The sequence below is a fragment of the Microbacterium sp. WCS2018Hpa-9 genome (assembly GCF_031843745.1).
Lineage (GTDB): Bacteria > Actinomycetota > Actinomycetes > Actinomycetales > Microbacteriaceae > Microbacterium.
Genome location: NZ_JAVTIY010000007.1, coordinates 194,346 through 209,317, shown reverse-complemented (window position 1 = coordinate 209,317; position 14,972 = coordinate 194,346). Strand labels below are relative to the sequence as shown.

General features: G+C 69.0%; 13 protein-coding genes and 1 pseudogene. 4 read left to right on the top strand and 10 right to left on the bottom strand.

Annotated features, from left to right (window positions below; translation table 11 throughout):
• Positions 1-76: 76 nt before the first annotated feature.
• The 3 genes from RQG82_RS15740 to RQG82_RS15730 form a co-directional block, all read right to left on the bottom strand.
• Positions 77-1,639 (bottom strand): DHA2 family efflux MFS transporter permease subunit, encoded by a 1,563-nt coding sequence (locus RQG82_RS15740; protein WP_311259933.1) that lies wholly within the window; start codon positions 1,637-1,639, stop codon positions 77-79.
• Positions 1,636-2,247: a PadR family transcriptional regulator gene (locus RQG82_RS15735; protein WP_311259932.1), complete on the bottom strand. Its 612-nt coding sequence runs from the start codon at positions 2,245-2,247 to the stop codon at positions 1,636-1,638. The genes RQG82_RS15740 and RQG82_RS15735 overlap by 4 nt, the downstream gene beginning before the upstream one ends.
• 94 nt (positions 2,248-2,341) lie before the next feature.
• Positions 2,342-2,890: a GNAT family N-acetyltransferase gene (locus RQG82_RS15730; RefSeq protein ID WP_311259931.1), complete on the bottom strand. Its 549-nt coding sequence runs from the start codon at positions 2,888-2,890 to the stop codon at positions 2,342-2,344.
• Between the two features lie 58 nt (positions 2,891-2,948).
• Here RQG82_RS15730 and RQG82_RS15725 point away from each other — a divergent pair, with 58 nt between their 5' ends.
• Positions 2,949-3,827: a phosphoribosylaminoimidazolesuccinocarboxamide synthase gene (locus tag RQG82_RS15725; protein ID WP_311259930.1), complete on the top strand. Its 879-nt coding sequence runs from the start codon at positions 2,949-2,951 to the stop codon at positions 3,825-3,827.
• 78 nt (positions 3,828-3,905) lie between these two features.
• Positions 3,906-5,261, top strand: coding sequence for a solute carrier family 23 protein (locus RQG82_RS15720; RefSeq protein WP_311259929.1), 1,356 nt, complete (start codon positions 3,906-3,908; stop codon positions 5,259-5,261).
• Between the two features lie 81 nt (positions 5,262-5,342).
• On the opposite strand, the gene RQG82_RS15715 is transcribed toward RQG82_RS15720, so the two are convergent.
• The 5 genes from RQG82_RS15715 to RQG82_RS15695 are packed head-to-tail and all read right to left on the bottom strand — an operon-like array spanning position 5,343 to position 11,489.
• On the bottom strand, positions 5,343-7,055 hold the full coding sequence (locus RQG82_RS15715; protein WP_311259928.1) for a biotin carboxylase N-terminal domain-containing protein: 1,713 nt from the start codon (positions 7,053-7,055) through the stop codon (positions 5,343-5,345).
• Positions 7,052-8,641 (bottom strand): urea amidolyase family protein, encoded by a 1,590-nt coding sequence (locus tag RQG82_RS15710; protein ID WP_311259927.1) that lies wholly within the window; start codon positions 8,639-8,641, stop codon positions 7,052-7,054. Before RQG82_RS15710 ends, RQG82_RS15715 begins: the two co-directional genes overlap by 4 nt.
• Positions 8,641-9,441, bottom strand: a complete 801-nt coding sequence (locus RQG82_RS15705) for a putative hydro-lyase (protein WP_311259926.1) — start codon at positions 9,439-9,441, stop codon at positions 8,641-8,643. Before RQG82_RS15705 ends, RQG82_RS15710 begins: the two co-directional genes overlap by 1 nt.
• A gap of 1 nt (position 9,442) precedes the next feature.
• Positions 9,443-10,207, bottom strand: coding sequence for a 5-oxoprolinase subunit PxpA (locus RQG82_RS15700; protein WP_311259925.1), 765 nt, complete (start codon positions 10,205-10,207; stop codon positions 9,443-9,445).
• A gap of 4 nt (positions 10,208-10,211) precedes the next feature.
• Positions 10,212-11,489 carry a divalent metal cation transporter gene (locus RQG82_RS15695; protein ID WP_311259924.1) on the bottom strand — a complete coding sequence of 426 codons (1,278 nt, stop codon included), beginning with the start codon at positions 11,487-11,489 and terminating at the stop codon, positions 10,212-10,214.
• A gap of 173 nt (positions 11,490-11,662) precedes the next feature.
• Here RQG82_RS15695 and RQG82_RS15690 point away from each other — a divergent pair, with 173 nt between their 5' ends.
• Positions 11,663-12,319, top strand: a complete 657-nt coding sequence (locus RQG82_RS15690; RefSeq protein ID WP_311259923.1) for a GntR family transcriptional regulator — start codon at positions 11,663-11,665, stop codon at positions 12,317-12,319.
• A gap of 34 nt (positions 12,320-12,353) precedes the next feature.
• On the opposite strand, the gene RQG82_RS15685 is transcribed toward RQG82_RS15690, so the two are convergent.
• Entirely contained in the window at positions 12,354-13,019 is a 666-nt protein-coding gene (locus RQG82_RS15685) for a TetR/AcrR family transcriptional regulator (RefSeq protein WP_311259922.1), read from the bottom strand.
• 205 nt (positions 13,020-13,224) lie between these two features.
• On the opposite strand from RQG82_RS15685, the pseudogene RQG82_RS15680 reads away from it, so the two are divergent.
• A pseudogene (locus tag RQG82_RS15680) lies at positions 13,225-13,821 on the top strand (DUF1266 domain-containing protein); the annotation flags it as partial.
• 99 nt (positions 13,822-13,920) lie between these two features.
• On the opposite strand, the gene RQG82_RS15675 reads toward RQG82_RS15680, so the two are convergent.
• Positions 13,921-14,916: a LacI family DNA-binding transcriptional regulator gene (locus RQG82_RS15675; protein WP_311259921.1), complete on the bottom strand. Its 996-nt coding sequence runs from the start codon at positions 14,914-14,916 to the stop codon at positions 13,921-13,923.
• Positions 14,917-14,972: the final 56 nt, after the last annotated feature.

The window sequence follows — 14,972 nt, the reverse complement described above, 5'->3', positions numbered from 1 at the left end:
GGTTCCCTGGCCGATGTGGAGAGCCGGGCATTCCGCACGCATTGCGCAGAAGACCCGGCTCGCAGTCAGGGGCGGGTCACGCCGCGGGAGCGGGTGCCTCCGCCGGTGCGGACGCCGCGGCATCCGTCTTGTCGTAGCGTCCGAGGAACAGCGAGGCGACGAGGGCGACGACCATCACGCACGCTGGCAACAGGATCGCCTGCGACATGCCCGCGGCGAACCCCTCGGCCACCTCGGGCGGCAGCGAACCGCCGCTGATACCGGAGGGAGCGTCGGCGAGGCCGGGCAGGTTCGCCTCCAGGCGCGACTGCATGAATGCGGCGATGGATGCCGAGCCGATGACCGATCCGATGGTCCGGGTCGTGTTGTAGATGCCCGCACCGGCGCCCGCCTGGCGCGGCGGCAGCTTGCGGGTCGCGGTGGTCGCGAGCGGACCCCACATGCCGGCGTTGCCGATGCCCATGAGCGCCGACGGCAGCAGGAACATCCAGATCTCGGTGCCCATGTTGATCAGCGCTGAGTACCAGACGAGGGCGACGACGACGCAGAGCAGACCGGGGATCAGGATGATGCGCGGGTCGACGCGGTCGAGCAGCTTGCCCGCGAACGGCGCGAGCACCCCCGACAGCACCGCCATCGGGATCAGCAGCAGCGCGGCCTGGGTCGGCGCGAGCCCTCGTGCGGTCTGCAGGAAGAACATCATCGGCAGCGACATGCTCGTCACCGTGAATCCGACCGCGGCGATGGCGACGTTCGCTCCTGAGAAGTTGCGGTCGCGGAAGAGGGCGAGCGGCACCAGAGCCTCACTGCGCGTGCGCGCCTGCTGCACGATGAACAGCGCGAGGATCACGAGGCCGGTGATGATCAGGCTCCACACTGAGATCGGCCCCCAGATGACGCCCCAGTCGAACTTCTCGCCCTCCTGCAGGCCGAAGACGATGAGGAACAGCGCCACGGCGCTCAGGATCACACCGAGGATGTCGAAGCGATGAGGACTGGTCTGCAGCTTGGGCACGAGACGCCAGGCGAGCACGAACGCGACGATGCCGACGGGGATGTTCACGAAGAAGATCCACTCCCAGCCGAAGCCGTCGACGAGCAGGCCGCCGACGAGAGTGGCGACACCGGCGGTCGCGCCCCACAGCCCCATAGCCGCGCCGCGGCGCTCGGGCGGGAACGTGCGGGTGATCACGGCCATCGTCTGCGGCGTCATGAAGGCTGCGCCCAGACCCTGCACGGCGCGCGCCGCGATGAGCATCTCGAGCGAGCCCGAGAGCCCGCACCAGAGCGACGCGAGCGTGAAGATCGCGAGGCCGATGAGGTAGATGTTCTTGGGTCCGAAGCGGTCGCCGAGGCGTCCGGTGATCAGCAGCGGCACCGCGTAGGCGAGCAGATAGGCGCTGGTCACCCACACGACGTTGTCGAGGTTGTTGGTGGTCGGATCGAGCGCCGCCTTGATCGCCGGGTTGGCCACCGAGACGATCGTGGTGTCGACGAGGATCATGAAGAAGCCGATGACGAGCGCCCAGAGCGCGGGCCACGGGCTGGCCGGGCGGTGCCCGGCGGCGAACGTGCCGGTCGACGGACCGGAGGACGAGGATGCCGCGGGTGGGCGCCCCGTCGAGGGGGAATCGGTCATTGCTGTGCAGCCTTTCGCTGTGCGAGATAGCGGTCTGAATGTTCGAAAGCGGTGGGGCCCCAGGGGAACGACTCCGCGTCGAGTCGGTCGAGCAGAGAGTCGATCCAGCGCAGCTCGGCGTCGAGCAGCACCTCCTGGCGCTCGAACTCGACGAGCACCTGCTCGGGCACGCCCGTGAGCCGAGCGCCGATCAGTCCGTCACGGTGCGTCCCGTGCGCGTCGTCGAGGGCTGCGCGCCTGGTGCGCAGACAGTCGATCGCGTCCGCGCGTTCGAGGTTGTGCGCTTCGGCGAGCGCGATGCGGAACTCTGCCGGGTGCTCGATGGTCGACAGCTCGTGGCGCAGCCAGGTGAGAAGGGCGTCTGCTCCGGCATCCGTGAGCGTGTAGGTGGTGCGTTCGGGTCGGTTGCCCTCGCGATCGCTGCCGACCTCGTCGATGAGTCCTGCCCGCTGCAGTCGGCCGACCGTGTGATAGAGCGTGCCGTTCGTGATCGTCAGCAGGCGCTCATCACGGCGCACCCGCATGAGGCGCACCATCTCATAGGGGTGCATATCGCCCTCGCGCAGGAGCGCCAGGATCATCACGCCCATCGGGGTCAGCCGTTGCATGGTCCCCCTTCACGGATGGTTCAGCTCAAATAGTCCATGTGGACTATACGCTTGCTGTCCGACATCGGCAAGACGGCCACCGCCGGGATCACGCCTACTGCAGGGCGGCCTCGAGCTGAGCAGGAGCGAGCGCTCGATCGGCGTACACGAGCCTGATGACCGAGGGGTCGGGATTGCCCGCGTCTGGCGCCCGATGCACGAGATCGAGGCCCAGCTTCTCGGCGACGCGAGCGGAGGCGCGGTTGTGCTCGACGAGGTAGGCGATCACCGGGCGGTCGGGCGCGATCATCCTCGCCGCCTCGACTCCCGCCCGCGCCAGCTCGGTCGCCAGACCTCGACCGTGATGATCCCCCGCGATGCGGTAGCCGATGTTCCACACCTCTCCGCCGAGCAGCGTGCACCCGCCGTTGCCGACGACCTCGTCGGTGTCTCGCAGACGGGCGACCCACGATCCGAGACCGGCCTGCGCCCAGCTGCGCTCCCACCGCTGCATCATCTCGACGCTCTGCGCCGGATCGGTGTGCCGGAGGCTCGGATAGTGCGTCCACACCCGCGGATCGCTCTGGATCGCGAACACCGCGTCGAGATCAGAGGGAACGGCCCGCGAGAGCCGCAGTCGGTCGGTGAAGGTGTCGTCGGTCACGGATCCAGGCTAGGCATCCCCGCCGACACTCGAGGCGGGGAACCGGGATAATGGGCGGGTGAGCACACCTTCGGACAGCAACGCGCAGACCATCCCCGGCTGGCGCCACATCTATTCGGGCAAGGTCCGCGACCTGTATGCCTCGGATGACGCCGCCGACACCCGCATCCTCGTGGTCGCCTCCGACCGGGTGAGCGCCTTCGACTTCGTGCTGTCACCGGGCATCCCGCAGAAGGGTGCGCTGCTCACGCGTCTCAGCCGCTGGTGGTTCAGCGAGCTCAGCGATGTTCCGAACCACCTCGCCGAGGGCGAGATCCCCGCGAGCGTCGCAGACCGCGCCATGCTCGCGCAGTCTCTCGAGATGCTGCCGGTCGAGTGCGTCGTGCGCGGTTACATCACGGGCTCCGGCTGGGCCGAGTACACCGAGAGCGGCACCGTGTGCGGCATCCCGCTGCCCGCGGGCCTGGAGAACGGCGACCGGCTTCCCGAGCCCCTGTTCACCCCTGCGTACAAGGCGCCGATGGGCGAGCACGACGAGAACATCACCTTCGAGCAGACCGTCGAGCTCGTGGGCGCCGAGCGAGCGACCGAGCTGCGCGACGTCTCGCTCTCGCTCTACACGCGGGCCGCTGCGATCGCCGAGGAGAAGGGGCTGATCCTCGCCGACACCAAGTTCGAGTTCGGGACCGATGCCGACGGCGTGCTGCACCTGGCCGACGAGGTGCTCACGAGCGACTCGTCGCGGTACTGGGATGCCGAGGCCTGGCGCACCGGTTCGACCCCGAGCGAGCGCATGGCGAGCTTCGACAAGCAGATCGTGCGCGACTGGCTGGCCTCGAACTGGGACAAGCAGGGCGAGCCGCCCGTGCTGCCAGCGGACATCGTCGAGCGCACCGCCGCGCGCTATCGCGAGCTGATCGAGCGCCTCGGGGCCTGACCCCTGCATCCAGGGAACACTCAGGAATCGGTAGTGTTGCTCCAGCACTCCCACTCCCCCCGATCCTGAGGAGCCCGAATGCCCCTGTGGAAGACCCACGGAAACGGCCGCACGGTCGAACCCGGCGCCGTCGTCAAGCCCGAAGAGCGTCTGAACTGGCCGGCCACGATCGCGATCGGCGCCCAGCACGTCGTCGCGATGTTCGGCGCCACGTTCCTCGTGCCGACGTTGACCGGCTTCCCCGTGTCGACGACTCTGCTGTTCAGCGGCCTCGGCACCCTGATCTTCCTGCTGATCACCAAGAACCAGCTGCCCAGCTACCTCGGTTCGTCGTTCGCGTTCATCGCGCCGATCACCGCAGCGGTCGCCGCCGGGGGCACCGGATCCGCCCTGGCGGGCGTCGTCGCGGTCGGCATCCTGCTCACCGTCGTGGGCCTGGTCGTGCAGTTCGCCGGCCTGCGCTGGGTCGACGCGCTGATGCCTCCGGTGGTCGCCGGCGCCATCGTCGCACTCATCGGCTTCAACCTCGCCCCCACCGCGTGGAACAACTTCCAGCTCGACCCCGTGACCGCGACCATCACGCTCGTCGCGATCATCCTGTTCGCGGTGCTGTTCCGCGGCTTCCTCGGACGCATCTCGATCTTCCTCGGCGTCGCGGTCGGCTTCATCTACGCCGCCTTCACCGGGTCGTTCGAGGTGCCGAACGCGCTGCGCGGAGGCAAGACGTCCGCAGAGCTCATCGCCGACGCACCGTGGGTGGGTCTGCCCGAGTTCCAGCTCCCCGACTTCGTCGCACCAGGCACCTGGTCGACCATCGCGATGTTCCTTCCGGTCGTGCTGGTGCTGGTCGCCGAGAACGTCGGGCACGTGCGCGGCGTCGCGAGCATGACCGAAGACCCGGCGATCAACAAGCACACCGGTCGAGCGCTCATCGCCGACGGTGTCGCCACGACGATCGCCGGTGGTTTCGGCGGGTCGGGCACCACGACGTACGGCGAGAACATCGGCGTCATGGCCGCGACCCGCGTCTACTCGACCGCCGTCTACTGGGTCGCGGGTCTCTTCGCGATCCTGCTGGCGTTCTCGCCCAAGGTCGGCGAGGTCTTCAACTCGATCCCGGCCGGCGTGCTCGGCGGTGCGACCACCGCGCTCTACGGCCTCATCGGCATCATCGGCATCAAGATCTGGGTCGACAGCAGGGTCGACTTCTCGCGCCCGGTGAACCAGTACACCGCCGCCGTCTCGCTCGTGATCGGCATCGCCGGATTCTCGATGCAGCTCGGCGACTTCGCGTTCGGCGGCATCGTGCTCGGCACGGTCGCCGCACTGCTGATCTATCACGTGGGCAACGCGATCGCCCGCGCTCGCAAGACCGGCGCCGACGACCCGCGCCCCCTCGAGGCCGTGGGGCCGCTGGGCGGAGACCCCGCGTAACCACACACCACGCACGACCACGAAGATCCCGGATGCTGCAGCTGCGGCGTCCGGGATCGTCGCGTCAGGGCGCGGTCGCGCTCAGGCGATGACGGCGAGGACTCCATCCGGCGCGATCGCCGCTGAGAGCTCGGCCCGGTGCGACAGGACGCCGGCGCGATGGGCGGCGACCGTGGTCTCCATCTTCATCGCGTCGAGCACGGCGACCGGATCGCCCTCCGCAACGTGCGCACCGTCATCGGCGAGCCAGCGCACGAGCGTGCCGGGCGCCGGCGAGCGCAGTTCGGTCGGATCGGATGCGGAGAGCGCGGTCCCGGCATCCGCCATCCCGCCGAGCCCGGCGAGCAGGGCGAGCGGCAGTCCGAGCACGACACGGCGTCCGTCGATCTCGACGGGGAAGCGCTGGAGTGCGGCATCCGGGGCGGGGGCGGGCCGCAGCTGCGGCTCGAGCCTCGGCAGCAACGTGCTCTCGATCCACTGGGTGTGCACCGCGAAGGTCTCGGTGGCGAAGGCGTCGTCGTCGAGCGCGAGCAGGTCGAACGGGATGACCGTCGCCGGGCCCTCGACCACGAGTTCGCGCAGCGCCCGTCGCGCCCGCACGAGTGCCGCGTCACGATTGTCTGCGTGCACGATGAGCTTCGCGATCATCGAGTCGAAGGCCGGCTGAACGACGTCGCCCGCGTCGATGCCGCTGTCCCAGCGCACGCCGGGGCCGCCGGGTATCCGCAGCGACGCGACGCGGCCGGGGCTCGGCAGGAAGCCGCGACCGGGGTCTTCCGCATTGATGCGGAACTCGAAGGCGTGCCCTGTCGGTGTCGGGGTCTCGGTGAACGAGATGCCCTCACCGAAGGCGATGCGGAACTGCTCGCGCACGAGATCCGTGCCGGTGACCTCCTCGGTGACCGGATGTTCCACCTGCAGTCGGGTGTTCACCTCGAGGAAGGAGATCGTGCCGTCGGCCGCGAGGAGGAACTCCACGGTTCCCGCACCCCGGTAGTGCACCTCGCCGCAGATCGCGCGGGCAGCATCATGGAACCGCGTGCGCTGGTCGTCCGTCAGGCCCGGCGCCGGAGCTTCCTCGATGAGCTTCTGATTGCGGCGCTGCATCGAGCAGTCGCGGTCGCCGACGACCACGATGCCGCCGTGTCCGTCACCGAGCACCTGCACCTCGATATGACGCGGACTCTCGAGGAAGCGCTCGACGAAGCACTCCCCGCGCCCGAAGGCAGCGATGGCCTCGCGGGTCGCCGCATCGAAGGCATCCGCCACCTCCGACAGCTCTCGCACCACCTTCAGCCCTCGCCCGCCGCCGCCGAATGCAGCCTTGATGGCGATCGGAAGCCCGTGCTGCTCGGCGAAGGAGACGGCCTCTTCAGGGCCGGCCAGAGGCTGGTCGGTGCCGGCCGCCAACGGCGCTCCGACGCGCTGCGCGATCCGACGCGCGGTCATCTTGTCGCCCAGCGCGTCGATGCTGTCGGGCGAGGGGCCGATCCAGATGAGGCCGGCGCCTTCGACGGCTCGGGAGAACTCCGCGCTCTCCGAGAGGAAGCCGTAGCCGGGGTGCACCGCATCGGCACCGCTCTTCTGCGCCGCCGCGATCAGCGCGTCGATGGAGAGGTACGTGGTGGCGGCGGTGTCTCCGCCGAGGCCCAGGGCCTCATCGGCGAGTCGCACGTGCAGGGCATCGGCGTCCTGGTCGGCGTAGACCGCGATCGACGTGTACCCGGCTTCGGCGCAGGCGCGGATCACGCGCACGGCGATCTCTCCGCGATTCGCGATCAGCACCTTGGTCATGAGGTCTCCTTGACGATGAAACGGACGCGTGCGCCGGGCGGCAGCTGCCCGGCGAGGTCGAGGCTGCGATCGGTGAGAGCAGCGATGATCGGATATCCGCCGGTGAGCGGGTGATCGGGCAGGAACAGCACGGGCTGACCGTCCGGGGGAACCTGGATCGCCCCGGTGACCGCGCCCTCGCTGGGCAGCTCGCCGCCGATCGACCGCTCCAGGGGCATGGTGCCCTCGAGTCTGATGCCCACTCGATCCGAGCGCGGGGTCACTGTCCACTCCTGATCGGCGAGGGTGGCGAGCGCCGCCGCCGTGAACCAGTCGTCGCGCGGACCGAGAGTGATCTCGAGCTCGGCGAGCTCACCGGGTGCCGGGAGCGTGCGCGGCACCGCATCCGGCTCGACGGGATGCGGGGCTCGATCCCCCACACTGAGCACGTCGCCCGCGGCCAGCGCAGCCGGTCCGAGCCCGGCGAGGGTGTCGCTCGCGCGGCTGTCCAGCGCCGGTTCCGCGGCCACACCGCCACGGACGGCGATGACATAGCGCAGCCCGCTGGTGGGGTGCCCGAGAGTGAGCTCGTCACCGTCGACCGTGGCGAAGGGCACCCCGTGCGCGATGTGACGTGCCGCACCGTCGACGTCGATCAGCTGAAGGGAGCCGACAGCACCCGTGACCGCCGCGGCCCCGGCACCTCGGAAACGCAGCACCGCACCCCCGACGCTCTCGAGCACGGCGGCGCCGGTCGCATTGCCCACCGCGCGGTTCGCCTCGCGCATCGCGCGACGATCGGCGGCACCGGAGGCCGAGACGCCGAGCGCCGCGAAACCGGGGCGACCGGCATCCTGCACGAGCAGCTGCAGCGACGGACGCACGACCTCGATCGCTGCGGAAATCGGAAGACCCGGGTCCGGCGCTCCTGCGTCGGCGTGTCGGTCGACGACAGGCAGGGGGTCGGCCGCTTCATCTGCGTTCTCCGACATCACGACCTGCTCGCGCACGCTCTCGAACCGCACGGTCGTGCCCGGCGACAGCAGCGCAGGCGGGTCGCGGTCGATGTCCCACATCAGGGCATCCGTGCGCCCGATGAGCTGCCACCCACCGGGACTCTCGCGCGGGTAGACGCCGGTGAACTGTCCGGCGAGCGCCACCGACCCGGCGGGCACGCGGGTGCGAGGTGACGAGCGGCGGGGCACGTCGAAGAGCGGATCGCTGCTCACCACATACCCGAAACCGGGAGCGAAGCCCGAGAAGGCGACCTTCCAGTCGGCGGCGAGATGACGGTTGACGAGCTCTGCCGCCGAGACGCCCAGCAGGGAGGCCGCCTCGTCGAGGTCTTCGCCGTCGTACCGCACCGGCACCGTGACCTCTCCGGTGGCGGGCAGATGGGCAGTGTCGATCTCGGTCGCCGCGAGCGCGTCAGCGAGGTCGGCGGCCGAGATGACGAGCGGATCGAAGCGCACGAGCACGGTGCGAGCGCCCGGGATGCGCTCGACGACGCCGAGCACTCCGTCCCAGGCGAGGTTCAGGCGCATCGCCTCGTCGAGGTCGGCCGCCTCGACGAGAAGCGCATGATCGGATGCGGTGAGGATTCGCATCAGACGAGGTGCTCCGCATCCGGCACGTCGGTGATGAACATGTAGCCCGGCGCGTGCGTGATGGCGAACGGGGGCTTCGATGCCATGATCGCGGCCTGCGGGGTGACGCCGCACGCCCAGAAGACCGGCACTTCTTCGTCTCGCAACTCGGGGGCGTCTCCGAAGTCGGGCCGGGCCAGGTCGACGACTCCGAGGGATGCCGGATCGCCGATGTGCACCGGAGCACCGTGCACGGCGGGGGTTCGGCCGGAGATCTGCACGGCATCCGCCACCCGATCCGCCGCGATCGGCCGCATCGACACGACCATCTCACCGCTCAGGCGACCCGCCGGTGCGCAGGGCACGGCGGTGCGGTACATCGGCACGTTGCGGCCGAGCTCCTGATGACGGATCGGGATGCCCGCCTGCACGAGTCCGGATTCGAACGTGAAGCTGCATCCGATGAGGAAAGAGACGAGGTCCGGATGCTCCGCCCAGGCTGCCGTCGCGTCGGTGACCTCTTCGGCCAGTTCGCCGTCGCGCCAGATGCGGTACCGACCGATGTCGGTGCGGATGTCGCTGCCCGGCGCCAGTCGAGATTCGGTCTCGCCCTGCTCCATGACCTCGAGCACCGGGCACGGCTTCGGATTGCGCTGTGCGAAGAGCAGGGTCTCGAAGGCCCAGTCCGCGGGTACGGAGATGAGGTTCGCCTGTGTCAGTCCGACCGCGATCCCGCTGGTCGGCTCGGAGAGCCCGGCCCGGATGGCGGCACGGGACGCACGCGCATCGGCGAGCTGGCCGGCGGTCGCGAGAACTGTCATGTCAGACGCCCGCGAACGGCGCGATCGTGATGCCCGCGTCCTGCAGCATCCGCTTGGTCTCCGCCGCCATGGCCACCGACCCGGGACTGTCTCCGTGCACGCAGATCGACTGCGCACTGACGGGGACGTCGGTGCCGTCGACCGCGCGGATCACTCCCTCGCCGGCGAGACGCACCATGCGCTCGGCGACCACGACCGGATCGTGCAGCACAGACCCCGGTTCGGTGCGCGAGACGAGCTGACCGTCGGGCTGATACGCCCGATCGGCGAAGGCCTCTGCCGCGGTCCGGAGCCCGGCGCGCTCGGCGACGTCGAGCACGACGCCACCGGCCAGGCCCAGCAGCACGAGGCGGGGATCGATCGCGCGGATTGCCGCCACCACGTCCTTCGACTGCCGCTCGTCGCGGGCGATCGTGTTGTACAGCGCTCCGTGCGGTTTGACGTAGGCGACCTTTCCGCCGACCGCGGCGGCGAGACCGATCAGCGCTCCGAGCTGGTACTCGACGTGGGCCTGCAGCGTGGCCGAGTCGATGTCGACCTTGGTGCGTCCGAAGTTCTCGTAGTCGCGGTAGCCGGGGTGCGCGCCGATCACGACGCCTCCGGCCACCGCGCTCGCGAGGGTCTCACGGATGCCCTCGGGGCTGCCCGCGTGGAAGCCGCACGCCACGTTCGCGCTCGTCACGAGTCGGAGCATGCTCTCGTCGTCGCTGACGATCCGGTCGGCGACGTTCTCACCGAGGTCGGAGTTCAGGTCGATCGATGCCATGAGGTCACGCTCCGGTTCCGAGGAAGGCGAAGATCGGGCCGACCGAGACGATGCCCATGTACCAGGTGAGCATCGTCACGACCGTGCCCGCGATGAGCAGCCACATCGGGTACTTCTTCGAGCCGAGCAGATCACGACGGAACCAGCCGATGTACATGAACACCGTGAGGCCGATCGGAAGGATGAGGCCGTTGAAACCTCCGACGAAGACGAGGATCGCGGCCGGTGCCGTGCCGATCGACAGGTAGACGATCAGCGACACGACGATGAAGGCGACCGTGGCCAGCTGCAGCGGCCAGCCGCCCCTGAGCTTCTTCGTGAAGGTGGAGAGGAAGGTCGCCGACGTGTACGCCGCGCCGATCACCGAGCTGATGGCCGCGGCCCAGAAGATCGCACCGAAGATGCGCAGTCCCGCGTCGCCGAGCACGGCGCCGAAGGCCTGTCCTGCGGGGTTCGCGGCCTGGCTCGACAGGTCGAGCGAGACGCCTGAGGCGACAACGCCGAGGATCGCGAGGAACAGCACGTAGCGCATGACGCCGGTGACGAGGATGCCGTTCGCCGCGGCGCGCATCACCGGGCCGGCCTGCTCGGGGCCGGTGTGACCGGAGTCGAGGTAGCGGTGGGCACCCGAGTAGGTGATGTATCCGCCGACGGTTCCGCCGACGATCGTGGTGATGGTGGCGAAGTTGAGCTCGTCAGGCACAAAGGTCTGCCGCAGGGCCTCGCCGATCGGCGGCTGGGCGATCACGGCGACGATCACGGTCATCACGATCATGCCCACGCCGAGCGCGATCAGCACGACGTCCATCACCGGGCCCGCCTTCTTGACGAGGAAGATGATGATCGCGAGTGCCGCTGTGAGCGCGCCGCCGAGCTTCGGATCGATGCCGAGCAGGGCGTTCAGGCCCAGTCCACCACCCGCGATGTTGCCGATGTTGAACGCCAGACCGCCGATGACGACGAGCACGGCGATCAGGTGGCCCGAGAAGGGGATGGCACTGTTCGCGAGTTCGCCGGCGCGCTTGCCCGAGGAGGTGATCATGCGCCACACGTTCAGCTGCACCGCGATGTCGACGAGGATCGAGACGAGGATCGCGAACGCGAAGGCTGCCCCCATCGTCGCGGTGAACGTGGCAGTCTGCGTGATGAATCCTGGGCCGATGGCACTGGTGGCCATCAGGAAGATCGCGCCGACGACGGCGCTGCGCCCTGCACGTCTCTTGGCTCCGGCGAGCCGGACTTCGTCTTCGGAAGACAGCGATGCTGTGTTGTTCTCTGACATGCGGGGGTTTTCCCATCGTCGTTGGTGGGTCTCGATCGAGACCCAGTGTAGAACGGATCGAGCATTATTGTTCAACAACTTTGTTTCAGCTGTGCTACGACCGAGTTGCGTTCGCATGTTGCTGAGGCCGCCTGATCGAACGATCGGCCGCGTGCGCCGCCTACGATGAAGGCATGAACCAGCAGGGCATGCTCGCCGATGCGCTCCGTCAGCAGATCATCGACGGCGCGTTCGCCCCCGGTTCACGGTTGTCCGAGTCGGCCATCGCCGAGCACTTCGGCGTAGCGCGGAACACGCTGCGCGAGGCGTTCCGCGCCCTCTCCGAACAGGGGCTGCTCGAGCACGTGCCACACCGGGGCGTCTCCGTCGCGTCGCCCACGATCGCCGACGTCATCGACATCTACCGAGCACGCCGCGTCATCGAATGCACCGCGCTCCTGCACTCCGAGCCAGAGCACCCCTCGGTGCAGCGGATGCAGCAGGCGGTGCTCGCCGCAGAGGCTGCCGCTCAGGATGCAGTGCTCGACGACGCCGAGGCCTGGCGCGAGGTGGGCAGCGCCAACATGGCATTCCACGTCGCACTCGTCGATCTCGCCGACAGCCCCCGCCTGGCCCGCACCTATCGCGACCTGGCGGCAGAGCTCAGGCTGGCGTTCCTGAAGATCGATGATCCTCGATCGCTCCACGAGCCGTTCGTGCGCAAGAATCGCGCCGTGCTCGACACCTTTCTCACGCGCGGTGCGCAAGAAGGCGCCGCCGAACTCGAGCGCTATCTCGTGCAGTCGGAGCGCGTCGTGCTCGGCGCGTTCGCCCGCATGCAGCTGGGGTGACCCCGACCGTCGCCGATCGCGTTCGGCGACGCGGTCACTGCTCTGCGCGCAGTGCGCCGGACGCTCTGGTCCTCGTGTCGGGGTCGCGGGGGGCGAGCTGCAGGGGAAGCGGCGTCTGCGGTTCGGGCAGTCCGTAGAGCCGGTGCACCCAGCGGCGAGCGTCCTCGAGCGGATAGGTGTCGCCGTAGACGGCGTACTTCATGAAGATGCCCTCGAGGGTGCTGCGCAGCATGATCTCCTCGAGTGCCGGGTCTGCGGCGCCGCGTTCTCGGAACATCGCGCGCACGATGTCCTCCGACGCCCTCGCCTGCTCGGCATGCCGCTCTTCAGACTCCGCATACAGGCGGTGCGTCGTCGGCTGCTGCTGCATCGCGAAGACCGCTCGCTGCACCGAAAGGGCGTAGCCCGTGGCGGTGAGAGCGCCGTCGATGATGCCGGCCAGGCGCTCATCGGCTGTGCCGTCGACCTGCGGGATGCCGAACAGCGCCTCGAACCAGCGATCGAACACAGCGGAGATCAGCTGTTCCTTGCCCCCGAAGTGGTAGTTCACGAGGCCCTGCGCGACTCCGGCGCGCTGCGTGATCTGGGCGATGCTCGCACCCGAGACGCCCCGCTCAGCGAACAGACTGACGGCTGCCTGCAGGATCACCTCTCGCGCGCGTTCCCGCGCGGCCCGGTTGTGCTCGTCTGAACGTGCCATTCGTGTCCCGCTCCCCAGCATCGGACGACTTCGGTTTCCCCCCGGAGGCTATATATTAGCGACTGAACAGCTGTTCAAGCTATGAGCGACGCCCCCCCCCCCCGCCTCAGGAGTGTGATGAGCACCACAGGATGGTTCATGCGAACCGAGAGGTTCGTGCCGTCCGAGCTGTTCTCCGCCACCGACACCGAGGCGCCGATGGCTCGACATGATCGACCACCTGACCACGGTGCGACGACGGCGTCATGCCTGGATGCTCCACCTCGCCGTCCGCAACGACCTCGACACAGCCCTCGGGCGGGTGCCGACGACGAAGGAATGGCTCGCCGCGATCGCCGCCGAGGGCGGAGACGAGCACGACGCGCGACCTTTCGCCACCGGCATCGAGCACATCGAGCAGGAGGTGCGCAGGCGAGTCGGCAAGGAGGTCGTGACGCCCGACCTCTACGTCCGGACCCTCGACGGGTACGCACTCGGCCAGGCCGTGGCCATGGCGACCTGGGGTGTGGCGCTCGGTCACGCCGACGTCGCCGAGGCCCGTCGCATCATCCACCGGATCAACGCCGACGCCCGGCCGTCGTTCGTGTCGTGGGCCGATTTCGGCCTGAGCTACATCGCCGGACGCGTCATGCACTGGAGCGACGGCAACCTCAACGAGGAGTCGTTCGAGAAGTACGGCGATTCGTGGACCGTCTTCGCGAGCGCATCGACCGCGAAGCGCAACGGCCCGTGGGCGACGATGCCGTGGCCTGCAGTCGTCGATCAGCGGTCACGACGTCGGCACCAGTACCGGATCACCTGAACGCCCGAAGACCCGCGGATGCGGACCAACCTGGAGGGGCGTCAGGTCCGCATCCGCGTTCGCGCCCCCGCCGCTGCAGACGCCGGATCGCAGCGGCGGTCACGACGAGGCGCGCACCACCAGCTCGGTCGGCAGGATCGTCGTGTGCGCGGGGTCGCGACCGGCGAGGCGCGAGAGCAGCACACCGGCCATCGCCTCCCCCTGCGAGTACATGGGCTGTCGCATCGTGGTCAGCTGCGGGTCGGTGCTCAGTGCGACGGATGAATCGTCGAATCCGACGAGCGCGACGTCTTCGGGAACCCGGATGCCGGCGGAGCGCAGCGCGGTGAGGGCGCCGCGTGCCATGAGGTCGCTCGCGACGAAGATCGCGTCGGGGCGACCGGCCTCGAGGATGCGACGCGCGGCATCCGCTCCGCTCACCTCGCTGTAGTCGCCCGCCTCTTCGGCGAACGGGGAGAGCCCGGCATCGGCCAGTGCGCCGCGGAAGCCCTGCACGCGGTCGACCGAGGAGACCATCGTGATGGGCCCTGAGATCGTCGCGATGCGTGTGCGACCGGTGTCGATCAGATGCTGGGTGGCCGTTCGGGCTCCGGCGACGTTGTCGACGTCGACCACGTAGTCGCCCTCGCGGATCCGCACCGGTCGCCCACCCCAGACCACGGGCACGGCATCGGCGACCCGGTCGATGAAGGCGTCGCTGGTGTGGTGAGACACGATGAGCGCGCCGTCGACGCCGCCGTTGCGCACGAAGCTGGTCATCTTGTCGCCGGGGTCGTCGCTCGCGATGAGCAGGTTGAGCAAGTAGTCCGAGCCGCGGAGTGCGCCGGTGATTCCCGCGACGATCGACGCGAAGAACGGGTCGCCGAAGAAGCGCGTGGTGTCTTCGGGAACGATCAGCGCGATCGCGTGCGTCTGCCTCGACGCGAGCGAGCGAGCCGCGCGGTTGGGCACGTAGCTGAGCTCGTCGATGGCGCGCTTCACCGACTCGAGAGCCTCAGGACTCACCGCCGTCGAGCCGTTGACGACCCGCGACACCGTCGATCTCGACACCCCTGCGGCCGATGCCACCTCTTCGATGGTCGCTCGTGACGACACGGCTCTCCCCTCTGTCCGGCTGCGACGCCGGATGCTCTCGACTGTCGCCGCCGACG